This is a genomic window from Streptomyces scopuliridis (genome assembly GCF_042790125.1).
Classification (GTDB): Bacteria; Actinomycetota; Actinomycetes; order Streptomycetales; family Streptomycetaceae; genus Streptomyces; species Streptomyces scopuliridis_A.
This window is the reverse complement of the sequence record NZ_JBHTZS010000017.1, coordinates 1-25,646: the sequence shown is the minus strand read 5'-3', so window position 1 is coordinate 25,646 and position 25,646 is coordinate 1. Positions and strand designations below refer to the sequence as shown.

Genomic DNA, 25,646 nt, shown 5'->3' with positions numbered 1-25,646 from the left:
TTACGGTGCCTGCTCCGGCGCCACGGCATCGATCTCCCCCGCAAAGACGATGACCTGGTCGATGAGGCTCCGCCGCAGATGGACGACGTCCGTTCCCGCCAGGCGGGGGCCGCCATCCGGCGTGGTGAAGACCCACTGGTACCGGGCCCACTCGTCAGGCATGTCCACCGCCGAGCAGCGCACCATCGTGCCGGTCCCCGCCGGGTGGCGCCGGATGTCCAGCACGAACCGCTCGACCGCGGCGATTCCTTCGCTGCGGCCCAACGGCCCCCAGAAGACCACGTCTGAGGTCAGGGCCTGGGAGAGCAGGGCAGTCACATAGCTGTCGTCCGAGGCGTTGAACGCGGAAATGAACGTGTCGATCGCGGAGCGTGCCGTCTCTTCCTGCATGCCCCAGTAATACCAGCGTTGCGCGTGCGCTCGTCCCGCGAGCCGCCTTCCGATCACGGTGGACCATCCCGGTCACAGCACTGGCTGTGGTGTCTCATGACGCTGGTTCCCCGCTCATCGAATGTGCGGCACGCCCGGGACATGGACGGGGCACCATCCCCTAGGGTCGCGTCCATGGCAGGCCGGGCGGGTGAAGTGAGCTTCTGGTGGGCAGAGTTGAGGGGATCGGCCGGGGCCGAGCTTCCGCCCAGCGTGCGGGAGCGCGCCATGTGGTACGAGCGGTATGTGCGGCGCCAGCGGCTTGGCCACTACCTCTCGGAGGCCGCACTGCTGCTGTTGTCCGCGTCCATACCGGCGTGCGCGGCGGTTGGCGCCTCTGTCACGGTGACGGGGGTCCTCGGGGCTGCGGTGGTGGTCTCGGCGGGGCTGCGGCAGCTGTTCCGGTGGGGCGAGAACTGGGTACGGGCGAGTTCTGTGCTGATGGCGCTCCAAGGCGAGCTCGTCAACTGGAGCTGTGGGTCGGCCCCGTACGACGGCGCGGACTCCGCGACCGTACTCGTGGCGCGAACCGAGGAGCTGCTGCGGTCGGAGAGCGGCGAATGGGCGGAAGCAAGGCGCTCAGCGCCCCATACCCCCCTCGCCGGACCTCCGGCAACGGACGGGTGAGCCGGCACAACTAGGGCCTTTCGTTTGGATCAGGCCGGATCAGGGAGCGGGGTCTGGTGCCGTGGATCGCAAGGCGGAGGAGGGAGGCGACGCGGAGCGTCGTGGACCGACGACAACGCGGCGAGGCGCGGTGCCAGGGCCCGCGAGCCCGGCCTGATCCAAACGAAAGGCCCTAGGGCCCGTTGTGAGAGTGGGTCGTCTGTCAGACCTGTCTGGGAGGCTCCGGGCATGGAGATGACATTGCAGCTGACGATCGACTGCTCCGATCCGCAGAGAATGGTGGCGTTCTGGGCCCGGGCCCTGGGCTATGTGCCCGAGCCCGCGCCGGACGGGCACGCCACGTGGCGCGCCTACTGGGAGGCGATGGGAGTGCCCGCGGAAGAGCTGCCGACCGGGGCCGGCGACATTCCGGAGTCGATCGTCGATCCGGCGGGGCGCGGACCGCGCGTGTGGTTCCAGCAGGTTCCGGAGCCCAAGACCACCAAGAACCGGTATCACTTCGACCTGAAGGTCGGTGGCGGCCGTGACGTCCCGCTGGACGTCCGCACGCGGCGGGTCAGGGACGCTGTGGACCAGCTGGTCGAAGCCGGTGCCACCGTGCTGAGGATCAAGGATGAGCCGGACATGGGGCTCTACGCCACGGCCATGCAGGATCCCGAGGGCAACGAATTCGACGTCGTCTGAGGGCCGTCGCGATGGTGCCGGTCACAGCCACTGGTTCACGGCTGCGACCAGCACGGTCGCCTCGTGGCGGACGGCGAGCTTGGCGACACCTCAACATGCGAGCCCACCAGCCCCAGAGGCCGTTCATCATGGTTCAGGTCAAGGCCCTGGCGGTTGTGGAGCGCCGTCGTGAACGTCGAGCGTGGAGAGGCGGAAGCCGATCGTCTCCAGGACGTCTCGGCCCGGCGGTTCGCTGAGGAGGGCGATCGAGGCGTTCAGCAGGAGCAGGGGGTGGACGAAGCGGTCGCGAGCCGTGGGCGGGAAGTACCAGGAAAGCGGCCACGTACGCCCTGACAGCGCGGGCACCGGTACGTAACTCACCGTATTCCGCGCCGAGTTGAACCGCTGAACGCCCGGCGGCCAGGAACGGTGGGCGGTACTTCCCGGCGGCAGCAGGAAATACATTCCGCGCCGCCGATTCGCCTCACTGACCACTGGTCCGGGCTCGCCGCCGCAGAGCGCCTCCAGCATGTCGGCGAGACGGCGGCCGTCATCCGCGTCGACCCTTACGGCATCGAATCGCGCCCCCGCTTTACGGAGTTGGAATCCGGAGGCCGGAATCCAATCGATGTCACCTAATTGGCGAGTTGTCGCATCCATGGGGACATTCTGGGGCTCACTGGCTAGCGTTTTCCATGTCTGCGTGGGGTACGTCGGACAGGGGTTGACCTGCCCGAACACCCTTTGCGGAAGGTGGAATTCCGTAAGTCTCGGTTGTGACCGGTTGAGTTCGGTTGAGTCGAAAAGGTGATCGCGATGGCGCGAGCGGAAAACAAGGAAACGGCGGGCCCTGCGACGCGGTTGGTGGCGGATGTCGCCCGCAGGATGCGCATGAAGAAAAAGCTGACGCAGGAACAGCTGGGAAAGGAGCTGGGATTCTCGGGTGCGGCGGTAAGCGCGATGGAGACGTGCGCACAGCCGGCGAGCGACGAGATGCTGGTGGCGCTGGAGAGGGTGCTCGGGGAGGGGATGGGCATCTTTGAGGGCGCGCGCGAGTACGTACGGTTGGACAAGTACCCGGAGCTATTCAAGGACTTCGCGTTGCCGGAGCAGAAGGCTCTGACCCTGTCGTCATACGAGACGCTGGTGATCAACGGTCTGTTCCAGACTGAGGAGTACGCACGCGATCTGATCGGCGGAGGGTATCCGCCCCTCTCCGAGCAACGCGTCAACGAACTCGTTGAGGCCAGGATGGTGCGCAAGGCAATCTTCGACCGGGACCCCATCGCGCTGATCGAACTGGTCCTTGAAGAGTCTGTACTAGGGCGGTCGGTCGGCAGCGAGGAAGTCATGCGCCGACAGTTGGCCTATCTCGCCGAGTGCGCGAAACGCCGCAATGTCACCCTTCAGGTGATGCCTCTCAAGAGAGGACTGCGTGGCGATCACGCCGGGTTGCGGGGTGGGTTGACCCTGCTGGAGACTCCGGAGCATGACCGCTTGGTCTACATAGAGCACCAAGACGAAAGTCTTCTGATCAGCGACCCCGCAAAGGTGAGCACCTATGCCCAGCGGTATGCGAAAATCCGGGCACAGGCCCTCGGCCCGGACGAATCGCTGGGCCTCATCGAGCGGTTGGCGGGAGATTGACAATGAGCAGCACCCTGCGGTGGTTCAAGTCCAGCTACAGCAGCGACGCCGGAGGCCAGTGCATCGAAGTCGCCTTCGACTGGCGCAAGTCCAGCTACAGCAGCTCCAGCGGTGGCGAGTGCGTAGAGGTCGCCACCTGCCCGCACTCCGTCTACGTCCGTGACTCGAAGAACCTCGAAGGCCCCACCTTCACCGTCGCCCCCGACGCCTGGGCGCGGTTCCTCACCTGGGCCGAATAACCCGGAGCGGGGCCGGCTGCAGTCCGGCCCCGCACCGCCCGCCCTTGTGGGGCTACACCTCGATGCGGATCACCCGTACGCCCGCGCCTCGGTACCGCACGGGGTCGACGGTGACGACCGGCCTGCCTCGCGGCCACTCGACCGACGGCTGCGCGAGGTGCAGCGCGTGTGCGCCGCTCCAGTCCGCGTCAACGGCCTTCTGGTCACGGAGGCGCTTGCCCACGGCAGCCGCGCCCGCGAAGTCCAACTCCGTGATGTCCACCGACTCCAGGGCGCCGACATGCTCGGCCACGCCCGCCCGGCCGCTCTCGGCAACCGCGAGGCACAGGGCGGGAACGTAGATCCTCAGTGTCGGATCCTTCTCCGCCTCCACCACCAGGCGGGACGCCATCCGGTTGCCCGCGCCGAGCGCGAGAGCTGCGGTGTCATCGAGGATGACCGCGCGCGGAAGGGGGTACTTGTCGTCCTTCTTCATTGGACCTCCCCGATGTTCCCGGACACGATCCCGGCCCACAGCTCCTCGCCGGCCTTCTCGTCCTCCTCGGTGTACGGCCTGCCGAGGAAGTGCTCCTCCACGTACGCCTTGGTCTCCTCGTACCGCTTGCGGAGTTCTTCCTTGGTGGGGGTGGCACCGGCCAGCTCGGTCAGCAGGTCGCGCATCGTCATCCCACGATCCCTGGCCAGCTCCTGAAGCCGGTCTCGGACTACGGGGTCGACCTTGATCGTGGTGTCAGCCATGGGCGCAGTATACCTGCGGTATACCTCCGCCGGGCGTTCGAGTGTGAGGGTCATGGCACTCCGTTCTCTTGATGAACCGGCCCTGGAACGGGCCGGGGGGTCTGTGGGGCCCCGCTCGCCGACGTCAGGCGAGGGCGGCCGTCACGGGCGCGGAGAGCGCCGCCCGGACCTTCTCGCGGCCTCTTCTCGCCGCCTTGACGAAGGCGGCCGTCGCGGGCGCGGGCGGTGGAGGCGCGCAGGCGTGGCAGTCGCCCGACGGCGCGACTGGTACGCCGCACTCCTCGCACTCGCGGGGCGACCGGGACCGGGACGGTGGTGGACCGGCCGGCGGGAGCGGTGTCGGCATCTTGCGGCGCAACCGGTCCGCGAGGATCCCCGGCGCCGAGCGGACGGCCTCGGGCAGCCCGGCCGTCAGGGCCGCGCGCAGCTGCGCGTCGCTCGCGCCCACCGACCGCCACTCCTCGACCAGGGGCGCCAGCCGAACCGCCTCGACCGTGCCGAGTGCGAGCCGGGGCTCGCGGCGGCCGAGGGAGAGCAGTAACTCGGTGGCGGACCTGAGCTGTTCGGGAACGGACAGCTTGGGCCGGGAGGGAGGTTGTTGTACTTCAGTGTTTACTCCCGAAGGGAGCGGGCCCGACGCGCCGGGGGTCCCCTCACCGGAGGCCAGGTTTCGGCCATTTTCGCCGTCCGGGACCGGCCCCTCGTCCGAGTACGGGGCATCGAACACCTCGTACACGGTGGAGAGATGGCCGGATGCTCGGTTCTTCACGACCACCCGGCGCAGATAGCGGGATTCCTCCAGCTCACGCAGCGACTCGGCGATCCGCGCGCGGCCTTCCTTGCGCTGCTCGGCCAGGGAACGGATCGAGGCGCGGGCGCCGGGAGGGAGGCTCAGGAGGTACATGAGTACGCCTGCCGCGCACCACGAGATGCTGCGGTCGCGCAGCAGCTCATTGCCGAAGGTGGAGAAGGAACGCGTGGGCCTTGTACGGTAAATGCGCATCTGGAGGTCCGACTCCTGGTGTCGAGCCCCCGGGTGTTGGCGCACCGCGGGGGCATCTCAACGTCTTGGGTTCAGGCGGGATGTCCCGCCTGATGACGTCGGTGACTGTAGCCGCACACACAGTGACGAGCGCAAGTGCCGTTGGCATAGACCTGAGTTGGCGACCGGAGCCCCGAAACCCGCCCACTGGATTGGGGCTGACCTGCGCTTTCCGGCGAACGTGGGGGGCTCCGGGGCCACGCGAGAAGTACCCCGGCACGTCAACGGAGTTCACCCATCGGAGTGAGCCGGAGCGTTTGATGGCAGGTGGGGGCCGCCCCGACTCCCCCGGTACGAAACAGGCCCCGGGGTCTCTCCCCCCGGGGCCTGTCCACCGTCCCAAACCCCGTTCCTACAGGAACGAGTTGATCTGGATCGTCTCCGTACGGCCCGGACCCACGCCGATCGCCGAGATCGGCGCTCCCGACATCGACTCCAGCGCCTTCACGTAGTCCTGCGCGTTCTTCGGCAGGTCGGCGAAGGTCTTCGCCTTCGTGATGTCCTCCGACCAGCCCGGCAGGTACTCGTACACCGGCTTCGCGTGGTGGAAGTCCGTCTGGCTGTACGGGAGTTCCTCGACGCGCTTGCCGTCGATCTCGTACGCCACGCACACCGGGATCCGCTCCCAGCCCGTGAGCACGTCCAGCTTGGTGAGAAAGAAGTCCGTCAGGCCGTTGACCCGCGTCGCGTAGCGCGCGATCACCGCGTCGAACCAGCCGCAGCGGCGGTCGCGGCCCGTTGTCACGCCCCGCTCGCCGCCGATGCGGCGCAGCGCCTCGCCGTCCTCGTCGAACAGCTCCGTCGGGAACGGTCCCGCGCCGACGCGCGTCGTGTACGCCTTGAGGATGCCGATGACCCGGCTGATCTTCGTCGGCCCGACCCCCGCGCCCGTGCAGGCGCCGCCCGCCGTCGGGTTGGAGGAGGTGACGAAGGGGTACGTGCCGTGGTCCACGTCGAGCAGCGTGCCCTGGCCGCCCTCGAAGAGGACGACCTTGCCCTCGTCGATGGCGTTGTTGAGGATCAGCGTCGTGTCCGCGACGAACGGCTTGAGCTGGTCCGCGAACGCCAGCAGCTCCTCGACGACCTTGCCGGACTCTATGGCGCGCCGGTTGAAGACCTTGGCGAGCAGCTGGTTCTTGGACTCCAGCGCCGCTTCGACCTTCTGCTCCAGGATCGACTCGTCGTAGAGGTCCTGGACGCGGATGCCGGTGCGGTTGATCTTGTCGGCGTAGGTCGGGCCGATGCCCCGGCCGGTCGTACCGATCTTCCGCTTGCCGAGGAACCGTTCCGTCACCTTGTCGACGGTCACGTTGTACGGCGTGATCAAGTGCGCGTTACCACTGATCAGCAACTTGGACGTGTCGACACCGCGCTCGTTGAGCCCACTCAGCTCGGAGAGCAGGACAGCCGGGTCGACGACCACTCCGTTGCCGATCACCGGGGTGCACCCCGGGGAGAGGATTCCGGAAGGGAGAAGATGCAGTGCGTACTTCTGGTCGCCCACGACGACCGTGTGACCGGCGTTGTTGCCGCCCTGATAGCGCACGACATAGTCCACGGACCCACCGAGCAGATCGGTGGCCTTTCCCTTGCCTTCGTCACCCCACTGAGCACCGAGCAGCACAAGTGCGGGCACAGGCGTACACCCCTTCCGGGCGGGGCATGTCCAAGGTCAGGGGGCGCGCAAACGCCGTTCATACGGCGCGTGTACGCCATATCTACGCGTATGACATCGCACTACGTCGTACGACGCGGTCCTGACCGTCGAACCGGATGCCCCGGAATAGACGAAGCCCCTGGCGCAATAGCGCAAGGGGCTCTTGCACAAAGATGCTACCCGAGGAAGGACCGAGGTGTCGGCTCCAGAGCCCGCCGAGAACGGTGCGCAACAGCTTCTGGTGGTCATCGACCCCTTCGCCCGCAGGACCGACGGCGAATCGGTCCGGATCGCGAAGGACGTGCTGAGCGCGGGTGCGGCGGTGAAGTACTGCCTCCCCGACGGTCCCGAGGAATTCGCGCGGGCGCTGGCCCGCCGGGGCAGCAGACGGCCGGTGGTCGTGGGCGACGACCGGGCGCTGCTGCGGACCGTCGCCCTCCTCCACCGGGAACGGGAGCTGGCCTCGGGGGCGCTGTCGCTGGTGCCGATCGGCGCTTCCGTGGAGCTGGCCCGCTCCCTGGGCGTGCCCACGGGCGCGGTGGCGGCGGCGCGGGCCGTGCTGGACGGCGCGGCGCGCCGGCTCGATCTGCTGGTCGACGACAGCGACGGGGTGGTGCTGGGGGATCTGCGGATCCCGGCGCTGCCCGCGACGCGCGCGCGGGGCACGGTCCCGGCGGCGGGGTCGCCGGCGGGATCGGTCTGGCACACCTGCCGCTCCCTGGTCCGCACGCTCGTACGGCCGGTCCCGTATGTGTTCGCGGCACATACGCACCATCGGCTGAGAGTGGAGGCGGACGGCGTGCTGCTGAACGATCTGGACGAGCCGGTCGAGGGCGTACGGGTGTCCTCCCGGGGCGGGCGCGCCGAGGTCGTGATCCGTACGCACGCCTCGGCCGAGCCGGTGCGCGCCAGCGCGCTGTCCGTCACGGTCTCGGGCGCGGACTTCCGCTACCGCGCGGACACCCGCGTCACGGGCCCGGTCCGGACACGGACGTGGACGCTCCGGCCAGGGGCGTGGCAGCTGACGCTTCCAGCGGGGGCGGCAGCGGGAGCGGTCTCCGGATAGCCCTCGTCACGTCAGGGGCCTCGTACGTCAGGAGCCCCGGTACGCCGTCAGCAGCCCCGGTACGCCAGGGACAGCCCTCGCACCTCAGCCCGTACCCGCACCCGTACCCATACCCGTGCCCGCCCCCCGGGCCTCCGCCGCGCGCCTCGTCTCCTGGCGGTCCTTCCAGCGGTCCAGCAGCGCGAACAGTTCCTGCTGGAGGAACTCGAAGAACTCGACCGTCTCCGCCACCCGCGCCCCCGCCGGGGTGTCCCGGCCGAGCGTCTCGGCGCCCTCGCGCAGGGTGCTCTCCCAGCGGCTCAGTACATTCTCGCGCTGGGTGAGAGTGGCGTACCAGGGCTGGGTGTGCAGCCGGTAGCGGTCGCGGCGCGAGCCCGGGTCGCGTTCTCTGCCGATCATGCTGACCTGCGTCAGATAGCGGACCGCCCCCGAGACGGCCGCGGGGCTGATCTGGAGCTGTTCGCTCAGCTCGGCGGAGGTCATGCTCGCGTCGTCCGAGCTGAGCAGCGCCGCGAAGACCCGGGAGGCCGTGCGCTGCATCCCGGCCTCGGTCATATCGGCCGCGAAGCGCTCCACGAAGCGGGTCACGGCCTCCTCGTCCCGCCGGGCGCCGTCCGCGCTCCCGTTCCCGTTCGCGCCCCCGCGCTGGTCCTCGCTGCTCATCGGCCCATCGTCTCCCCTGCTCGGCGTCCCCCTCGATCTTAACCCGAACCCTTTTTACACTTCCTTAACTTCACAACTTTATGAAAGTAGCGTACGTTCCGAAGCATGACGAAGGCAATCACCGTCGCCGGACTGCACAAGTCGTTCGGCCGGACACACGCGCTGGACGGCCTTGACCTCGCCGTCGAGGCCGGTGAGGTCCATGGCTTCCTCGGCCCCAACGGAGCCGGCAAGTCCACCACCATCAGAGTCCTCCTCGGACTGCTGCGCGCCGACTCCGGCGCGGCCCAGCTCCTCGGCCGCGACCCGTGGAAGGACGCGGTCGAACTGCACCGGCGCGTGGCCTACGTACCCGGGGACGTGACCCTGTGGCGCAACCTCTCCGGCGGCGAGGTCATCGATCTGTACGGGCGGCTGCGTAATGGGGGCCGCGCGAAGCGCGTCAGGCAGGGTGGTGGTGGGCGACGGGCGGGCGGACTCGACGCGGCCCGGCGGGCCGAGCTCGTCGAGCGCTTCGAGCTGGACCCCACCAAGAAGGGGCGTACGTACTCCAAGGGCAACCGCCAGAAGGTCGCGCTCGTCGCCGCGTTCGCCTCGGACGTCGATCTGCTGATCCTCGACGAACCGACCTCCGGACTCGACCCGTTGATGGAGGAGGTCTTCCAGCGGTGCGTCGAGGAGGAGCGCGACCGGGGCAGGACCGTGCTCCTCTCCAGCCATGTGCTGAGCGAGGTCGAGGCGCTCTGCGACCGGGTGAGCATCATCCGCAAGGGCGTGACCGTCGAGTCGGGTTCGCTCTCCGAGCTGCGCCATCTGACCCGTACGAGCGTGAGCGCGGAGCTGTCCGGCGAGCCGAACGGACTGGGGCGGCTCCCCGGCGTGCACGACCTCGACATCCAGGGGAAGCGGGTCAGGCTCCAGGTCGACACCGACAAGCTGGACGCCGTGCTGCGCTCGCTCTCCGAGTCCGGCATCCGCTCGCTGACCAGCACTCCGCCCACCCTGGAGGAGCTGTTCATGCGCCACTACGCGGCCGATGACGCCGATGACACCTACGCGGCGGGCCGGGCGGTCGCGTCATGACCGCCACCACCCTGGCCGTACCGATGGCGCGCACCGGCGGCACCCGGCAACTGGCAGGTACGGGCACGCTGCTGAGGCTCGCCCTGCGCCGGGACCGGATCATCCTGCCGGTGTGGGTACTGGTGCTCGGCGCCTCGTTCCTGTCCGTCACGCAGTCCGTCTCGGCGCTGTACGACACGGACGCCAAACGGGCCGACCTCGTCCGGTCGATGTCCGCCAACGGCTCGCTGCGCGCCCTGTACGGACCGGTCTTCAGCGACTCCGTGGGCGGGCTCACCTCCTGGCGCATGATCGCCTTCGGGGCCGCGCTCGCGGCGGTGATGAGCCTGGTCATCGTCGTACGGCACACCCGGGAGGAAGAGGAGACGGGCCGTCAGGAGATGCTCTCGTCGGCGATGGTCGGGCGGCGCGCGCCGCTGACCGCCGCGCTGCTCACGGCGCTGATCGCCAACGGCGCGCTGGTCCTGGCGATCGCCGCCGGGCTCGTCGGCAACGGGCAGGCCGCGACCGGCGCGCTGGCGCTCGGCCTCGCGACCGGCGGGGTCGGCATGCTCTTCGCCTGCACCGCCGCCATCGCCGCGCAGATCACCGAGAACGCGCGGCTCGCGAAGGGGCTGACGGCCGCCGTCATCGGCGCCGCGTTCGTCCTCAAAGCGGCGGGCGACGCGTCGGCCGACGACGGCTCGTCCCCGCTGACCTGGCTCTCCCCGATCGGCTGGGCCGAGAACGTACGCGCCTTCGCGGGCGAACGCTGGTGGGTGCTGCTCGTCCTGCTGGCCGCGATCGCCGTACAGGCGGTCCTCGCGTACACCCTGGCGGGCCGGCGCGACCTCGGCATGAGCTTCCTGCCGGCGCGACCGGGACCGGCGGCGGGCACACTCGGCACGGCGGGCGGGCTCGCGTGGCGCCTCCAGCGCGGCAGCGTGCTGGGCTGGGGAAGCGGCTTCCTGCTCGCCGGGATCATGTTCGGCGGTATCACCGACGGCGCGGCGGACCTGGTCGGCGACAACCAGCAGACCCAGGAGATCATCCAGCGGATGGGCGGCCAGCAGGGACTGACGGATGCCTTCCTCGCCGCGATGGTCGGCATCCTGGGGATGGTCGCCGCGCTGTATGTGGTCGCGTCGGTGCTGCGGCTGTACGCCGAGGAGACCGGCCAGCGCGCGGAACCGGTGCTCGCGGGCGCGGTCGGCCGTCTCCGCTGGGCCGCCGGCCATCTGGTGATCGCCTTCGGCGGCGCGGTCCTGATCATGGCGCTCGGCGGTCTGGGCCTCTTCCTCGGATACGGCGCACGCTTCCCGGCCATCCTGGGCGCCGCCCTGGTCCAGCTGCCCGCGGTCTGGGTGCTCGGCGCGCTGGCGGTCCTGCTGTACGGCGTCTTCCCGAAGGCCGCCGTGGCCGCCTGGGCCGTCGCGGGCCTGGCGCTGGCCCTGGGCTGGATCGGCCCGGCGCTGGATCTGCCGCAGTCGGTGATGAACCTGTCGCCGTTCGGACATCTGCCGAAGCTGCCGGGCGGGGAGATGGCGTGGACGCCGGTGGCGGTGCTGACGGCGCTGGCGGTGGCGCTGGTGGGGACGGGGCTGGCGGGGCTGCGCCGCCGGGATCTGCTGACCTGAACTGACCGGGGACGGGTATCGGCCCGCCTTGTCCACAGGCTGTGGACAAGGCGGGCCGATGCGCGGCGACGCCCGCGTCAGCGGACGTAGTTCTTCAATTCCTCGGTGTCGAGCTCAATGCCTACGGGGTCGGGGAGGACGATCTTCTTGCCGAAGTCCGCCACGTGGAGATAGCCGTAGCCGTCCGCCGCCGGATCACTGTGCACGGTGACCGTGCCATGGTCGCGATCGATCAGCAGATAGAGCGGGATGCCTGCGGCAGCATAGGCAGCGGGCTTCTCCTTGCGGTCCCGCCGGTCCGTGTCCCGGTCGTACGACGTGACTTCGACCGTCATCAACACGCGTGCCGGGTCGGCCCAGTCCCCCTGTCCGGCGAAGGTCTTCTCCGGGGCAAGGACGGCGTCGGGTTTGGCCCGGCCCTTGCGGTACTCCTCGACCAGCAGCCCCAACTCGCCCCCCGCGTACAGCCACAGGTCGGACCGAACCCGCATGCAGCGCTGTTGCAGCCACCTGATGATCTCGCTGTGGTCGCCGTCCGTCATACCCTTGAACCCGATCCGTCCGTTGATGAACTCCAACCTGACGGTGTCGGACTCCCTCTCGACGAGTCGGGCGATCTTCTCGAACTCCTCGACGGACATCTGGACCGCGCGCTCTGCCATAACTGTCATGGTGCACCTCCTGTCAGGCGGACACCAGCGTGACGTGCCCCCGAGCGGACGAAACGGTTCCTTCCGGTGCGATCACCCGCGCGAGTGATCAAATGACCGGTGCTCGCCACCCCGCTCGGTATCGGCTCAGCCGAGGACACCGGCTCAGCCCGGGTCACCGGCTCAGCCCGGAGTCACCAGCCGCGCCTCGTACGCGAATACCGCCGCCTGCGTACGGTCCCGCAGGCCCAGCTTCACCAGGATGCGGCTCACATGCGTCTTGATCGTGGACTCCGCGACCACCAGGTGCTCGGCGATCTCCGCGTTGGACAGGCCCTGCGCGATCAGGACCAGGACCTCCGTCTCGCGCTCCGTGAGATCGCCGATCCGGGCCATCGCCGGGGCGCGCGGGGTCTCCGAGAGTTTGGAGAACTCCGTGATCAGGCGGCGCGTGACGGTCGGTGCGAGCAGTGCCTCGCCGGAGGCCACCACCCGTACGCCGTCGGCCAGTTGGCGAGCCGAGGCGTCCTTCAGCAGGAAGCCCGAGGCGCCGGCGCGCAGCGCCTGGTAGACGTACTCGTCGAGGTCGAAGGTGGTCAGCACCAGCACCTTCGCGTCGGCGTTCGCCGCGACGATCTCGCGGGTCGCCTCGATGCCGTTCAGCTCCGGCATACGGATGTCCATCAGCACCACGTCGGGGTGGAGCGCGGCGACCTGGCCGACGGCCTCGCGGCCGTTCACCGCCTCGCCGACGACCTCGATGTCCGGCATCGCGTTCAGCAGGACCGAGAAGCCCTCGCGGACCATCACCTGATCGTCGACGATCAGTACCCGGATGGTCATGACGCGTCCCCGTCCTGCACGGCGGCCACCGGAATGAAGGCCGCGACCTCGTAGCCGCCGTCCTCCAGGAGGTCCGCGGTCATCTCGCCGTTCAGCATCGTGACACGCTCCCGCATCCCCGTGATGCCGTGCCCAGAGCCGGGCGACGGTTTGACCAGGCCGCGCGGCGGCGTGTTCACGATCCGCAGGCCGAGGCCGCCCAGTACGTACGAGATCTCGACCCGCGCGGTCGACCCCGGCGCGTGCCGGAGCGCGTTGCTCAGGGCTTCCTGCACGATGCGGTACGCCGAGAGCTCCACGCCCTGCGGCAGCGTCCGGACGGATCCGGTGATCGCCTTCTCCACGGTCAGCCCCGCGTCCCGGACGTTCCCGAGCAGCCCGTCGAGATCGGCGAGCGTGGGCTGCGGGGCGTCGGGCGCCTGGTAGTCCTCCGCCCGTACGACCCCGAGGACCCGGCGCAGCTCGGTCAGCGCGGCGACGGCGTTCTCCCGGATCGTGGCGAACGCCTGCTCAAGCTCGGGCGGTGGGTTCTCCACACGGTACGGGGCGGCCTCGGCCTGGATCGCGACGACCGACATATGGTGCGCGACCACATCGTGCAGCTCGCGGGCGATGGTGGTGCGCTCCTCCAGCAGCGTGCGCCGGTCGCGTTCGACGGCGGTGACGCTCTGCTGGGCGGCGACCTCCTGCTTCGCCTCCCGGCGGACGTGCCGCACGGTCACGGTCAGCAGGACGAGCGCGGAGAGGAAGAGAATCACCATCGTGCCGGGGGCTCCGGACCCGTAGCCACGGGTGAACAGAACCTCCGCGAAGAACCCGTACGCCGCCGTGGCAGCCCACATGTAGGCACCCGTGCGCGGGCGGGTACGGATCGCGGCGACCGTCAGCACTGTGAGATACCCGAGCCCAGTGGACGCGCCCCACGGCCAGTCGCCGAATCCGATGAAACCCAGCACGCCGGAGGCTCCCAGCGACAGCCACCAGGCGCCGATCGGCCTCACCATGGTGAGCAGTACCGGAATCGCCGGAAGGAGGCCGAGCAGACTGCCGGCCTCGGAGAAGCCGACGAACAGCACCACCAGCGCGCACGCCACGATCACGGCGTGCGGGGTCCAGGCCGCGTACTCACGTATCCGGCCCGGCAGCCGGCGGGTGAGCGGGCCGTCGGTCCGCATGGGCTTGAGCGGACGGTAGGCGAAGGCATCGTGGAAGAGGTCCTCGCGCAGGCCGCTGATCAGGTCCGCAGCCAAGCGGATCTCAGGGCTCCGGGTCTTCCCGGTGTCTGTCTGGGTCACGTTGCCACGGTAAGCGGAGGGAGGGACGGGGTCGTCACCTGCGAAGCGGATCCTTGCCCGTCCGTCCCAGGTACTACTGGGCGCACGCTTCTCCGCTCAGGCGCGGAACACCGCCGCGTGCTCTTCCGCCCACTGCGCGAACGTACGGGCCGGCCTGCCGGTGACCTCCTCGACCGTGCCGACCACGGTCCTGCCCTCGGGCGGGGTGTCGCGGTACACCATGATCAGGAAGTCGATCACGTCCTCGGGATGGCCCGCCGCGCGCCACCGCTCCTTCGCGGCCTCCTCCGTCAGCTCCACGAGCGCGATCGCCCGGCCCCGGGCCGCCGCCAGCGCGTCCACCTTGTCCCGCACGGTGAGTGTCTCGGGCCCGGTGATCAGATACGTACGGCCCGCGTGCCCCTCCTCGGTGAGCGCGACCGCCGCGACCGCGCCGATGTCGGCCTCGTGGATCATGGCGCTCAGCCGGCCGGTGAACGGCTCGCGCACGGTGTCCTCCGTACGGATCGCCTCGGCCCACTCCAGCGCGTTGGACATGAACTCGACGGGCTGCACCACGGTCCAGTCCAGTCCGCTCGCCTCGACGGCCCGCTGGAGCGGGGTCTCCTCGCCGCCGAAGAGAACGGTCACCCGCCGGACTCCGGCCTTCCGGGCCAGCTCCACGATCTCGGGTCCGGTCTCCAGCGGCGCGAACATCGCGCCGCCGAAGGTGATCAGATGCAGCCCGGTGACACCGTCGAGGGCGGGGGCGAGGCTCGCGGGGTCGCTGAGGTCACCCCGTACGACCTCGACGCCGGAGACGCCGGAGACGCCCGGGACGCCGGACGGGAAGTCGGTGAGCAGGCCGGCCTTCGCCTTCTCGGGGTCACGGGTGAGCGCACGGACGGTGTGGCCGCGGCGGAGGAGTTCGGCGACGACCTGGCGGCCGACGGTTCCGGTGGCGCCGGTCACGAGCACGGTCTGGCCGGTGTTCTTGGTCCCGGTGGTCCCGGTGTTCTTGGTCATGGGGAGACCGTAGGAGGACTTGCGGTCGGTTTCTGTCCGCGTCTCCGCCCCGCCCCGCCCGGACGACGTCTCGGTCACCAGGCGAGCTGGGCGATCTCCTCCGCCACCACCGCGCACGCGTCCGCCGCCGGGTCGATCAGCGGGAAGTGACCGACCTCCTCCAGCAGCGTCAGCCCCACCATCTCGCCCGCCCGCCCGGCCGCGTCCACGAACGCCTCGGAGACGGTGTGCGGCACGGTGAGGTCCGTACGGCCCTGGACCACCGCCGTCGCGATCCCCGTCGGCAGCAGCACCGCCGGGTCCGCGCTCCCCCTGCGCTGCTCGAACCGCTCATCACCGCCGAGCAGTTGGAGGATGGCCCCGCCGCACACATCCAGCTCCACGGCGCGTACGAGATCCGCGATCGGCGCCAGCGCGACGACCCCGCGCAGCGGCGGGGGCTGCGGCAGCCGCCAGGGCGAGCCCGCCGGGAGCACATGCCGGGCCGCCGCCCACAGCGCGAGATGGCCGCCCGCGGAGTGGCCGGTCAGTACGGTCCGCCGCGCGTCGGCCTGCGGCAGCGCGCCGGCGGCCAGCGCGGGCAGCGCGTCCATCGCCGCGGCCACATCGTCGAACGTCTCGGGCCAGCGCCCCGCCACCGGCGGCCCGCCGCCCTGCTGCGGGACCGCGGGACCCCGCCGGTACTCGACATTGGCGACGGCGAATCCGCGCCGCGCCAGGAAGTCCGCGAAAGGGGTCATATGCGTACGGTCGTACGCCGCGCGCCAGGCGCCGCCGTGGAGGACGACGACCAGCGGCACGCGCTCCTGGTTGCCCCGGGGAGCGTAGAAGTCGATCACCTGATCAGGGTGCTCGCCGTACGCGGCGGTGGCATCGGGCCGGACGACCGGATGGGAGAAGACCGATTCGGTCTCTGCGGCGTCACGAGCAAGGGCATCGTGCGCGGCGGGGTCCGGCATCTTGCTCCAACCTTTCGGTACGGGGGCCGAATTGACCTGATCAGCGGGGACGCTATCAGCCCCGCGGGGACCCGATCACCCCGATCCCCGGCGGCCGCACGGGCGACCGCCGGGTCACTGTGGCCTCAGTTGTCACACCTCGTCGGCCGAGCCCTGCACCGAACCCTCCGCCGGGGCCGCCGCGTCCCCGGCCGCGTTCCCCGCCGCGTCCCCGGCCGGGCCTTCGGCCGGCACCTCCCGCAGGACCTCGCCGAGGACCCTCGCCGCCCGTTCCGCGTCGGCGAAACCCGTATAGAGCGGGGTGAATCCGAAGCGCAACACGTCCGGCCTGCGCAGATCCCCGACGATCCCCCGGGCGATGAGCGCCGCCATGACGGCGGGCGCCTCGGCGCAGCGCAGCGCGATCTGGCTGCCGCGCTCGGCGTGCGCGGCGGGGGTGAGCGAACGGACCCGGCCCTGCGGCGCGTACGCCTCCACGCACTCCAGGAAGAAGTCCGTGAGCGCGAGGCTCTTCTCCCGTACCGCCGCCAGGCTCACCCCCTCCCATACGTCGAGGGCCGCCTCCAGGGCCAGCATGGAGAGGATGTCGGGGGTGCCGACCCGGCCCCGTACCGCGCCGTCCGCCGCCGCGAAGTCCTGGGACATCGCGAACGGGTCGGTGTGCCCGTTCCAGCCGGGCAGCGGGGAGTCGAAGCGGGCCTGGTGGCGCTCGGCGACATAGAGGAAGGCGGGCGAACCGGGCCCGCCGTTCAGGTACTTGTACGTGCAGCCCACCGCGAGGTCCACGCCGTGCGCGTCCAGCCCGACCGGCAGGGCGCCCGCGCTGTGGCACAGATCCCAGACCGCGAGCGCCCCGGCCTCGTGCACGGCGGCGGTGATCCGGGGAAGGTCGTGCAGCCGGCCGGTCCGGAAGTCGACATGGTTGACGAGGACGACGGCGGTACGCGGCCCGAGCGCGCCGAGCAGCTTCTCCGGGTCGACGGGGACGATCGGCAGGCCGGTCATCCGGGCCGCGGAGCGGGCGATGTACCCGTCCGTGGGGAAGGTCGTGGCGTCGACGAGGATCTCGTCCCTGGCCGGCTCCGCCGGGTCCAGCAGCCGTACCGCGCCCACCACGGCCTTGAAGACATTGACGCTGGTGGAGTCGCCGACCACGATCTGTCCCGGCCCCGCGCCCACGAGCGGGGCGATACGGTCGCCGATCCGCTCGGGCGCGGTCCACCAGCCGCCCTCGGTCCAGGAGCGGATACGCAGCTCGCCCCACTGGCGGGTGATCACATCCTGCACACGCTCGGGGACATGGCGGGGCAGCGCGCCCAGCGAGTTCCCGTCGAGATAGACGGAGTCGTCGTGGAGGGCGAACAGGTCGCGCAGTGCGGCCAGTTCGTCGGCGGAGTCGAGCATCGCGGCCTGTACGGCGAGGGACTTGTCCTGGGACGCGTGGTGTTCCCGGGAGGTCCCGGCGGTCCCGGCGGTCCCGGCGGTCTCGGGTGAGTCAGACATGGCTGCGCGCCGTCCACAGCTCGGGGAACACGTTCTTCGTGGCCCGCTTCTCCAGCCAGGCCACGCCCGCGGAGCCGCCCGTACCGGTCTTGGAGCCCATCGCCCGCCGGGTCGCCACCAGATGGTCGTTGCGCCATCGCCACACCAGCTCGGCGACATCCGTCAACGCCTCGCCGAGCCGGATGAGTTCGGTGTGCTGATCGGGCTCCCCGTATATCGCGGCCCAGATCTCCTCGACCGCCCGCGACGGCTCGTACCGCTGCGCGAGATCGCGGCCGAGCACCTCCGCCGGCACCGGCAGTCCGCGCCGCGCGAGCAGCCGCAGGACCTCGTCGTACAGGCTGGGCTCCTGGAGCGCCTTCTCCAGCTCGGCGTGGACGCGCGGCGCGCCCCGGTGCGGGACGAGCATCGACGCGGACTTGTCACCGAGCAGGAACTCCATGCGCCGGTACATCGCCGACTGGAAGCCGGAGCCCTCGCCGAGCGCGCCGCGGTACGCGTTGAACTGCGCGGGCGTCAGCTGCGCGAGCGGCTTCCAGGAGGCGTTGAGCGCTTCCAGCTCGCGTACGGACCGCTTGAGCGCGTCGACCGCCACCGGGATCCGGTCCTCGCGCAGCGCGCGGGACGCGGTCTCCCACTCATGGACGAGGACGGTGAACCACAGCTCCATGACCTGTGTGGTGACGAGGAAGACCATCTCGCCGGGGTCGTCGGAGCGCGGGTGCTGGAGATGGGTGAGGACGTCCGCCTGGACGTAGTCCTCGTACGGGGTGGTCCCGGCGAAGTCGAGATTCGGGGCTTCCGAACCGGCTTCGGGGACATCGGGGGCGTGCGACATCGCTGTCTCCTCGATATGTGCTGCCGGGTAGCGGTCCGCCCCTTCCGTGTTGGTTACGGAGCCCCGGTCCCCTCTCCGCATCATAATCCGGAGTCATAGTTCGGGGCCTGTGATGTACTTCCCGTTCTCGTCGTACGGCCAGGCGTTGGATGCGCAGCCGTCCAGGCCCTTGATCTGCTGCATCATCACCGGGGCCGGCCGGCCGGGGCCCGAACAGCCCAGATGCCGGCGCAGGCCGATCTCGTGGCCGACCTCGTGGTTGATGATCAGATGCCGGTACTCGGAGGCCGGCCCGTCGAACGTCGGGGACCCCAGGACCCAGCGCCGCAGATTGACCACGACACCGTCCACGGTCTCGCAGTTCAGCTCGCCGTGGGTGTCGAGTCCCTGGGCGCCGCAGAGCTTGTCGGCGGTGGCGGGGGTGGCGATACGGATGACGAAGTCGGCGTTCGCGGAGACCAGTTGGAAGGAGCCCCGGCCGTGCGCGGCCCAGCCGCGCGGATGGTCGAGTATCCGCTCTATCTCGGCCGCCGCCTCTTTCGCGGAGATGTCGATCCCGTTCTCGACCTGGACGCGATAGCGGCGCAGCGGTCCCTCGCCGACGGGGTCGCCGTCGGTCCGCGCGGTGGTGAAGGTGCCGGGTCCTGAGGCGGGGACATCGGACGACGTGAGCGGGGACTCCTCCTCGGCGCGCTCACTGGGCGACGGCGGCGGCGGTTCCGGGGACGGCGGGGGCGGGGCCGGGGACTCCGGGGGCGGCGCGACGGGGGACTCGTTGATCACGTCGGCGGTCGTGGTGGCCCCGCTGTCCGCCGTATCGCCGCCACGCCAGGCGGCGAGGGCGGCGCCCCCGCCGAGCACCACGGCGCCCAGGCCCAGCCCCGCCAGAACCAGCCGGGCGTGCGGACGGCCGCGACGGCGTCTCCCGCGCACACGGGCACGGACCCGGTCACGACCACGGCGGCCTATTCGGCGTACGGCAGCACGCTTACCCAAAACGGACTTCTCCCCTGGTACGCCGGCGTGGGGGGAGAGGCGCGGGTGGGGGCCTCTGTGCCGGGGCGGGCCGATGATCTGCGGTGCGTGCGATCGATCAGACCGAAGGCCCGCGCCCTGGATGACGGGCGGGGCCTTCGATAGGTTCCGTCGCGGAACGATCAAGCGGAGATCCGCCGCCGCCCGGGAGGGGCGGTCAGCGGAGCGAGCCGGTCAGCCGAGGGTGTCGGCCGCGAGCGGCGAGGAATCGCGCAGGAACGTCGAGCAGCGCTCGTACTCGTCCTGCTCCCCGATCGCCTGCGCGGCGCGGGCGAGCGCGTGCAGGGCGCGCAGGAAGCCACGGTTCGGCTCGTGCTCCCACGGCACCGGGCCGTGCCCCTTCCATCCGCTGCGCCGCAGGGAGTCGAGCCCGCGGTGGTAACCGGTCCTGGCGTACGCGTACGACTCCACGACGCGGCCGCTCTCGAACGCGCCGTCGGCGAGCTGTGCCCAGGCCAGCGAGGAGGTCGGATATTTCGCGGCGACGTCGGCGGGCGGCGTGCCGTTCGCGAGCAGCTCACGCGGCTCGGGATCGTCGGGCAGCTGGGTGGGGGGCGGTCCCCCCAGGAGGTTTTCATGGATGGCCATACCTACAGTCTGCCTTGCCCCGGCCCGGCGGACCCCGCGTCCCCGCCTGCGCCCGGACCCCCGCCCGTATCGCCCCGGGGTCCGCCGCCCGGACCTCCGGCCGGGCCGCCGGGTCCCCCGCCCGGTCCGACGCCGTCCCCGGCCGTCCCGCCCCCGCTCGCGCCGTCCCCGGCCAGCTGTTCCAGGGGCGGTGCGGACAGCCCGCAGTTCACCCGGCACTCGGGCTCTATCCGGTCGGCCGCCGTCTTCGGCGTACGTACCGTCGCCCAGGCGATCAGCGCGCCCGCCACCAGCACCCCCGCGCACAGCGGCATCGCACGGTGGAAGCTGGTGTCGAACTGGGTCGCCGAGCGGTACGTCTCCGGTCCCATGCCCGCCAGCAGGGGCAGCGCGGCGACCGCGAGCAGGCCCGCCGCGCGGGCCGCCGCGTTGTTGATGCCGCTGGCCAGACCCGCCCGCGCGTTGTCCACGGAGGCCAGCACCGTCGCCGTCAGCGGCGCGACCAGCGTCACCATGCCCATCCCCAGCACCACCAGCGCGGGCAGCACATCCGCGAGATACGAGGCGCCCGCGCCCACCCGCAGCATCAGCAGCAGCCCGGCCGCGCACAGCAGCGGCCCCACGGTGAGCGGGATCCGCGGGCCGATCCGCTCCGCCAGCGCGCCGGAGCGCGCGGAGAGCAGCAGCATCAGCACGGTCGTCGGCAGCAGGGCCGCCCCCGCGCCCAGCGCCGAGTACCCGACGACCACCTGGAGCTGGAGCGACGCGAGGAAGAAGAAGCCGCCGAACGCCGCGTACACGCAGAGCGTCACCACATTCACCGAGGTGAACTGCCGGGACGCGAAGATCGACAGCGGCAGCATCGGGTCCTTCCTGCGCCGCTCGACCAGGACGAAGGCGACCGCGATCAGCACCCCCGCCACCCCCGACCAGGGCGCCTTGCCGATCAGCGCGTACGTGATCAGCGCCAGCGCCGCCGCACCGAGGAAGGCGCCCAGCACATCGAACCGGCCGTGGTGCGCGGGGTCCCTGGTCTCCGGTACGTGGCGCAGCGCCACCGGGACGCACAGCGCGGCCAGCGGCACATTGATCAGAAACACCCAGCGCCAGCCGGGACCGTCGACCAGCCAGCCGCCGAGAAACGGACCCACCGCCGCGCCGACCCCGCCGAGCCCCGACCACACCCCGACGGCCCGCGCGCGGTCGTCCGGATGGAAGCTCGACTGAATGATCGCGAGCGAGCCCGGAACGAGCAGCGCCCCGCCCACACCCTGCAACGCGCGGGCGATGATCAGCACGAGAGCGTTTGGCGCGATCCCGCACAGCAGCGAACCGCAGGCGAACCAGACGACCCCGATCACGAAGATCCGCCGCCGGCCGTACCGGTCACCGAGCGATCCGCCCAGCAGGATCAGCCCGGCCAGCGTGAGCATGTACGCGTTGACGGTCCACTGGAGGTCCGCGAGATCCGCGTTGAGGGACCGCCCGATGTGCGGCAGCGCGACATTGACGACGGTGGAGTCCAGCAGGGCCATGGTGGAGCCGAGCACCGTCGTCAGAATGACCCAGCGTCCCTGGGCGGAGGACAGCCTGATGTCCATACGGGGATCATCCTCGCCCCGCGGCCGGGTGGCGACCCGGCGGACGGCATGACAAAGGCCCGGCACCACTACCGGTGCCGGGCCCTCTCACGCGTTACTTCAGCTTGGTACCCGTGGAACGCAGCGCGGCGCACGCCTCGGTGACGCGCTTGGCCATGCCGGCCTCGGCCAGCTTGCCCCAGGTGCGCGGGTCGTAGGTCTTCTTGGAGCCGACCTCGCCGTCGACCTTCAGCACGCCGTCGTAGTTCTTCAGCATGTGGTCCGCGACGGGACGCGTGAAGGCGTACTGGGTGTCGGTGTCGAGGTTCATCTTCACGACGCCGTTCTCCAGCGCGGTGGCGATCTCCTCGGCCGTGGAGCCGGAGCCGCCGTGGAAGACGAAGTCGAACGGCTGGCTGCCCGCGGCCCGGCCGTACTTGGCGGCCACACCGTCCTGGAGGTCCTTGAGCAGCTCGGGGCGGAGCACGACATTGCCCGGCTTGTAGACGCCGTGGACATTGCCGAAGGACGCGGCCAGCAGGTAGCGGCCCTTCTCACCGAGACCGAGCGCCTCGGCGGTGCGCAGCGCGTCCTCGACGGTGGTGTACAGCTCGTCGTTGATCTCGTGGCTGACGCCGTCCTCCTCGCCGCCGGTCGGGGTGATCTCGACCTCAAGGATGATCTTGGCGGCGGCGGCCTGGGCGAGCAGCTCCTCGCCGATGGCCAGGTTGTCGGCGAGGGTCTCGGCGGAGCCATCCCACATGTGCGACTGGAAGAGCGGGTCACGGCCGGCGGCGACGCGCTCGGCGGAGATGGCGAGCAGCGGACGGACATAGCCGTCGAGCTTGTCCTTGGGACAGTGGTCGGTGTGCAGCGCGACGGTGATGTCGTACTTCGCGGCGACGATATGCGCGAACTCGGCGAGGGCGACCGCGCCGGTCACCATGTCCTTGTTGTACTGGCCGCCCAGGAACTCCGCACCACCGGTGGACATCTGGATGATGCCGTCGCTCTCGGCCTCCGCGAAGCCACGCAGTGCGGCGTGCAGGGTCTGGGACGAGGTCACATTGATGGCCGGGTAGGCGAACTTGCCTGCCTTCGCCCGATCGAGCATCTCGGCGTAGACCTCGGGGGTTGCGATGGGCATCTGGCCGCTCCTTGTGATGTGCGGGTGAGAGGTGCGTGTCCCTGACCTGGGGGCGACGTCATCGTCACACCCCATCCTTCCAGACTCCTGTACGGACTCCACCTGGGTCCCGGCTGTTTCACGTGAAACGGCCGGATCCGGACGAAAGCCCAGCTCAGCCGAGAGCCAGTTCATCCAGCCCATAGACATTGAGGTACGGAAGCCCCGCCTCGGCGATCGCCGGAGCGGCCCCCCGCTCCACGATCACCGCGACGGCGACGACCTCGCCGCCGGCCTCACGTACCGCCTCGACCGCCGTCAGCGGCGAACCGCCCGTGGTCGAGGTGTCCTCGACCACCAGACAGCGGCGCCCCTTGACGTCCGTACCCTCGATCCGGCGCTGGAGGCCATGCGCCTTCTGCGCCTTGCGGACGACGAACGCGTCGAGCCGCTGCCCGCGCGCGGCGGCGGCGTGCAGCATCGATGTCGCCACCGGGTCGGCGCCCAGCGTCAGCCCGCCGACGCAGTCGAAGTCCAGATCGGCGGTGGCGTCGAGCATGACCTGACCGACCAGCGGTGCGGCATGACCGTCCAGCGTGATCCGGCGCAGGTCGATGTACCAGTCGGCCTCAAGCCCCGAGGAGAGGGTCACCTTGCCGTGCACCACGGCCTTGTCCTTGATCAGTTGCAGCAGCTCAGCCCGTACGTCAGTCATGCCCACGAGCTTAAGTGCTCTCCTCAGAGCCGCCGCCAGCGCCAGGTCGCGGCGATCTCCAGTGGCTCCACGGGGGTGACCAGCCGGGGCGCGGTATTGAGCCCGTTCGGCGGACCCGACTGCGGCTCCACACAGACCGCCTCGGCCTGCTCGTCGTAGACCACGACCCACTCGGCGCGGCTCGTGACCTTCAGCTCCAGCTGCTCGGGCCAGGTCAGCGTCACATCGACACCGTCGGGCATCCCGAAGCAGTCGTCCCACGGCCCCGGGCGCGGTGTGATCCGGCGGCCGGTGGGCAGATGGTCGGCCCCGCGCTCCTCCTGCCAGGCCGGGTCGAAATCGACCCGCACGTCGCTCTCCCCCAGATTGCGCAGAAACCACGGGTGCCAGCCGGCCTGCGCCGGGAAGGACGTGTCATACGTCTCCACCCCGAGCCCGAGCGTCAGCGAGTCCTCGGTCAGCTCGAAGGTCTGGGTGACCCGGCCGCTGTACGGCCAGGGGTCGACGAGGTCATACGTGAACACCGCCTCGCTCCCGGCCACCCGCGCCGTACGCCAGGCCGTGTCCCTGCCGGTGCCATGGATCGCGTGCGGCGGGGAGTTGAGCGGCATCTGATGGACGACCCCGCCGTTGCGGAACTGGCCGTTCTCGATCCGCCCGCACCACGGCACCATCGGGAAGCAGCCGTACCGCTCGCCCTGGCGCAGCAGTTCGGTCCCGCCGATACGCAGACTCCCGATCCGGCAGCCGTTCGCCGGGGTGATGGTCAACTCGGCGTCGCCCGCCGCCAGTCGGATGCTCTCTTCGCTGCTACTCACACCACGACACTACTTGCGCCGGCGCAGTGCCCGTCCGACCACCACGGCGGAGGCGAGCGCGAGCGCGGCGGCGGGCGCGACCCAGCGCAGCGTGGCCCGCGCGCCACCGGCGTCGGGCGCGGGCACGGGCGCGTAACGCCCACGCGGCGGTGCGTGATCCACTTCCTCGGCGCTGCGCCCGATCATGGTGCGGCGCGCGTGCGCGGCCTCGGCCGGCGGCTCGTCCGGAATGATGAAGTCCCCCTCACCGGAGACGGTCTCCCCGTCGAGCCCGAAGTCCGGCAGCACCTCCGCGATGGGCACGACGTCCTCGGGGGGCTCCGTCTCCTCCCCCAGCCGCGCGACGAAACGGTCCAGCAGCCGACGGGCCGCGGCGGTCGTCGTCTCGGCGGGCAGCTCCGCGAGCCGGCCCTCCGAACGCGATCCGCCGGTGAAGACGAGCGTCGTACCGTCCGGCGTCTCCATCAGCCGCACACTGAGCGACAACTTGGCGGAGCCCGACCCCCGGACCTCCACGCCCTCGCCCTCCACCTCGAAGACACCGTCCCGCTCGACAAGCGTGAACGCGCCCCGGTAGGTGATCGTGTGGCCGCCGACCCGCACCTTCATACGCCCGGAGAGCGGCCCGGCCGACTCCTCAGCGTCGCGCTGAAGCCCAGGCACACAACGGGCGACGCGAAGGGGATCCCCCAGCGCCCGCCGAAGAGCCTCTGCCGCGACCGGAACGAACACCTCATGCTCCATAAACCCTGAGCGTAGCGCCGTCCGGCTCACGGTGGGGGGCCGTTGTCCGGGGTGCGTCTCGGCTGGGGCCGGTTTCCGGGTGCGGGTTGTCGCCAGGGTGCGTTTCGGCTCGGGCCGGTGGGTGTGTGCGGGTTGTCGCCGGGTGGCGCTCCGGAGCGGTGCGCCTCCGGCGGGGGGCGTTGTCCCGGTGCGTTTCGGCTCGGGCCGGTGGTTGTGTGCGGGTTGTGGCCGGGGTGCGCTCCGGGGCGGTGCGCCTCCGGCGGGGGGCGTTGTCCCGGTGCGTTTCGGCTCGGGCCGGTGGTTGTGTGCGGGTTGTCGCCGGGTGGCGCTCCGGGGCTCGCGCCCGGGACGGCATGATTTACGGCGCAACTGGCCACAGTCAGAAGACGGGCGGTCGCGCGCCACAAATCACGCTTTAGTGTCCCGGACACGACCCCTGCGCGCCCCCCTTCACCGCCCGTCACGGACCGGCCCGGC

At 70.6% G+C, this 25,646-nt stretch carries 27 protein-coding genes and 1 pseudogene; 7 read left to right on the top strand and 21 right to left on the bottom strand.

What is annotated here, in order from left to right:
• Complete coding sequence (locus tag ACFRKB_RS24530) at nt 1-390, bottom strand: nuclear transport factor 2 family protein (RefSeq protein ID WP_383108552.1); 390 nt, start codon at nt 388-390, stop codon at nt 1-3.
• 174 nt (nt 391-564) lie between these two features.
• On the opposite strand from ACFRKB_RS24530, the gene ACFRKB_RS24525 reads away from it, so the two are divergent.
• Both ACFRKB_RS24525 and ACFRKB_RS24520 read left to right on the top strand, forming a co-directional pair.
• The gene (locus ACFRKB_RS24525; RefSeq protein ID WP_383108551.1) at nt 565-1,056 is read left to right on the top strand and encodes a DUF4231 domain-containing protein; all 492 of its coding nucleotides are present in this window, start codon (nt 565-567) and stop codon (nt 1,054-1,056) included.
• A gap of 228 nt (nt 1,057-1,284) precedes the next feature.
• On the top strand, nt 1,285-1,740 hold the full coding sequence (locus ACFRKB_RS24520; protein ID WP_383108549.1) for a VOC family protein: 456 nt from the start codon (nt 1,285-1,287) through the stop codon (nt 1,738-1,740).
• Between the two features lie 231 nt (nt 1,741-1,971).
• Here ACFRKB_RS24520 and ACFRKB_RS24515 read toward each other — a convergent pair.
• Nucleotides 1,972-2,379 (bottom strand): annotated as a pseudogene (locus ACFRKB_RS24515) (hypothetical protein); the annotation flags it as partial.
• Between the two features lie 156 nt (nt 2,380-2,535).
• On the opposite strand from ACFRKB_RS24515, the gene ACFRKB_RS24510 reads away from it, so the two are divergent.
• Nucleotides 2,536-3,366, top strand: coding sequence for a helix-turn-helix domain-containing protein (locus ACFRKB_RS24510; protein WP_383108548.1), 831 nt, complete (start codon nt 2,536-2,538; stop codon nt 3,364-3,366).
• 2 nt (nt 3,367-3,368) lie between these two features.
• Entirely contained in the window at nt 3,369-3,605 is a 237-nt protein-coding gene (locus ACFRKB_RS24505; protein ID WP_383108547.1) for a DUF397 domain-containing protein, read from the top strand.
• Between the two features lie 52 nt (nt 3,606-3,657).
• Here the strand turns inward: ACFRKB_RS24505 and ACFRKB_RS24500 are convergent, their stop codons facing one another.
• From ACFRKB_RS24500 to ACFRKB_RS24485, 4 genes are all read right to left on the bottom strand, one after another.
• Nucleotides 3,658-4,080, bottom strand: a complete 423-nt coding sequence (locus tag ACFRKB_RS24500) for a PIN domain-containing protein (protein WP_365976511.1) — start codon at nt 4,078-4,080, stop codon at nt 3,658-3,660.
• On the bottom strand, nt 4,077-4,343 hold the full coding sequence (locus ACFRKB_RS24495) for a hypothetical protein (RefSeq protein WP_365976510.1): 267 nt from the start codon (nt 4,341-4,343) through the stop codon (nt 4,077-4,079). The genes ACFRKB_RS24500 and ACFRKB_RS24495 overlap by 4 nt, the downstream gene beginning before the upstream one ends.
• Nucleotides 4,344-4,467: 124 nt before the next feature.
• A complete protein-coding gene (locus tag ACFRKB_RS24490; protein WP_383108545.1) occupies nt 4,468-5,346 on the bottom strand; it encodes a hypothetical protein in 879 nt (292 codons plus the stop codon).
• A gap of 391 nt (nt 5,347-5,737) precedes the next feature.
• Nucleotides 5,738-7,021, bottom strand: a complete 1,284-nt coding sequence (locus ACFRKB_RS24485) for an adenylosuccinate synthase (RefSeq protein WP_383108544.1) — start codon at nt 7,019-7,021, stop codon at nt 5,738-5,740.
• Between the two features lie 217 nt (nt 7,022-7,238).
• Between ACFRKB_RS24485 and ACFRKB_RS24480 the strand changes: the two genes are divergently transcribed.
• On the top strand, nt 7,239-8,108 hold the full coding sequence (locus ACFRKB_RS24480; protein ID WP_383108542.1) for a diacylglycerol kinase catalytic domain-containing protein: 870 nt from the start codon (nt 7,239-7,241) through the stop codon (nt 8,106-8,108).
• Between the two features lie 84 nt (nt 8,109-8,192).
• Here the strand turns inward: ACFRKB_RS24480 and ACFRKB_RS24475 are convergent, their stop codons facing one another.
• Nucleotides 8,193-8,771, bottom strand: a complete 579-nt coding sequence (locus ACFRKB_RS24475) for a GbsR/MarR family transcriptional regulator (protein WP_383108541.1) — start codon at nt 8,769-8,771, stop codon at nt 8,193-8,195.
• A gap of 105 nt (nt 8,772-8,876) precedes the next feature.
• Between ACFRKB_RS24475 and ACFRKB_RS24470 the strand changes: the two genes are divergently transcribed.
• Nucleotides 8,877-9,854, top strand: coding sequence for an ABC transporter ATP-binding protein (locus ACFRKB_RS24470; RefSeq protein ID WP_383108540.1), 978 nt, complete (start codon nt 8,877-8,879; stop codon nt 9,852-9,854).
• Complete coding sequence (locus ACFRKB_RS24465; protein ID WP_383108539.1) at nt 9,851-11,470, top strand: ABC transporter permease; 1,620 nt, start codon at nt 9,851-9,853, stop codon at nt 11,468-11,470. Before ACFRKB_RS24470 ends, ACFRKB_RS24465 begins: the two co-directional genes overlap by 4 nt.
• Before the next feature lie 77 nt (nt 11,471-11,547).
• On the opposite strand, the gene ACFRKB_RS24460 is transcribed toward ACFRKB_RS24465, so the two are convergent.
• The 14 genes from ACFRKB_RS24460 to ACFRKB_RS24395 form a co-directional block, all read right to left on the bottom strand.
• On the bottom strand, nt 11,548-12,141 hold the full coding sequence (locus tag ACFRKB_RS24460) for a Uma2 family endonuclease (protein WP_383108538.1): 594 nt from the start codon (nt 12,139-12,141) through the stop codon (nt 11,548-11,550).
• 162 nt (nt 12,142-12,303) lie between these two features.
• Nucleotides 12,304-12,963, bottom strand: a complete 660-nt coding sequence (locus ACFRKB_RS24455) for a response regulator (RefSeq protein ID WP_030353201.1) — start codon at nt 12,961-12,963, stop codon at nt 12,304-12,306.
• Nucleotides 12,960-14,258 carry a sensor histidine kinase gene (locus ACFRKB_RS24450; RefSeq protein WP_383108537.1) on the bottom strand — a complete coding sequence of 433 codons (1,299 nt, stop codon included), beginning with the start codon at nt 14,256-14,258 and terminating at the stop codon, nt 12,960-12,962. Before ACFRKB_RS24450 ends, ACFRKB_RS24455 begins: the two co-directional genes overlap by 4 nt.
• A gap of 96 nt (nt 14,259-14,354) precedes the next feature.
• A complete protein-coding gene (locus ACFRKB_RS24445; protein ID WP_383108535.1) occupies nt 14,355-15,263 on the bottom strand; it encodes an NmrA family NAD(P)-binding protein in 909 nt (302 codons plus the stop codon).
• Nucleotides 15,264-15,337: 74 nt separating this feature from the next.
• The gene (locus tag ACFRKB_RS24440; RefSeq protein WP_383108534.1) at nt 15,338-16,222 is read right to left on the bottom strand and encodes an alpha/beta hydrolase; all 885 of its coding nucleotides are present in this window, start codon (nt 16,220-16,222) and stop codon (nt 15,338-15,340) included.
• A 132-nt stretch (nt 16,223-16,354) separates the two neighbouring features.
• Nucleotides 16,355-17,626 carry a kynureninase gene (kynU, locus tag ACFRKB_RS24435; RefSeq protein ID WP_383108667.1) on the bottom strand — a complete coding sequence of 424 codons (1,272 nt, stop codon included), beginning with the start codon at nt 17,624-17,626 and terminating at the stop codon, nt 16,355-16,357.
• Nucleotides 17,627-17,717: 91 nt separating this feature from the next.
• Complete coding sequence (locus tag ACFRKB_RS24430) at nt 17,718-18,563, bottom strand: tryptophan 2,3-dioxygenase family protein (RefSeq protein WP_383108533.1); 846 nt, start codon at nt 18,561-18,563, stop codon at nt 17,718-17,720.
• A gap of 93 nt (nt 18,564-18,656) precedes the next feature.
• Nucleotides 18,657-19,496, bottom strand: a complete 840-nt coding sequence (locus tag ACFRKB_RS24425; protein WP_383108532.1) for a DUF3152 domain-containing protein — start codon at nt 19,494-19,496, stop codon at nt 18,657-18,659.
• A gap of 276 nt (nt 19,497-19,772) precedes the next feature.
• Nucleotides 19,773-20,186 carry a DUF3151 domain-containing protein gene (locus ACFRKB_RS24420; RefSeq protein WP_365976498.1) on the bottom strand — a complete coding sequence of 138 codons (414 nt, stop codon included), beginning with the start codon at nt 20,184-20,186 and terminating at the stop codon, nt 19,773-19,775.
• 2 nt (nt 20,187-20,188) lie between these two features.
• The gene (locus ACFRKB_RS24415) at nt 20,189-21,787 is read right to left on the bottom strand and encodes an MFS transporter (protein WP_383108530.1); all 1,599 of its coding nucleotides are present in this window, start codon (nt 21,785-21,787) and stop codon (nt 20,189-20,191) included.
• Nucleotides 21,788-21,881: 94 nt separating this feature from the next.
• Entirely contained in the window at nt 21,882-22,913 is a 1,032-nt protein-coding gene (gene fbaA, locus ACFRKB_RS24410; protein WP_383108529.1) for a class II fructose-bisphosphate aldolase, read from the bottom strand.
• 154 nt (nt 22,914-23,067) lie between these two features.
• On the bottom strand, nt 23,068-23,607 hold the full coding sequence (gene pyrE / locus ACFRKB_RS24405) for an orotate phosphoribosyltransferase (RefSeq protein WP_365976495.1): 540 nt from the start codon (nt 23,605-23,607) through the stop codon (nt 23,068-23,070).
• 23 nt (nt 23,608-23,630) lie between these two features.
• Nucleotides 23,631-24,425 (bottom strand): aldose epimerase family protein, encoded by a 795-nt coding sequence (locus ACFRKB_RS24400; protein WP_365976494.1) that lies wholly within the window; start codon nt 24,423-24,425, stop codon nt 23,631-23,633.
• A 9-nt stretch (nt 24,426-24,434) separates the two neighbouring features.
• Nucleotides 24,435-25,169 carry an SRPBCC domain-containing protein gene (locus ACFRKB_RS24395; protein WP_383108527.1) on the bottom strand — a complete coding sequence of 245 codons (735 nt, stop codon included), beginning with the start codon at nt 25,167-25,169 and terminating at the stop codon, nt 24,435-24,437.
• Between the last annotated feature and the right edge of the window lie 477 nt (nt 25,170-25,646).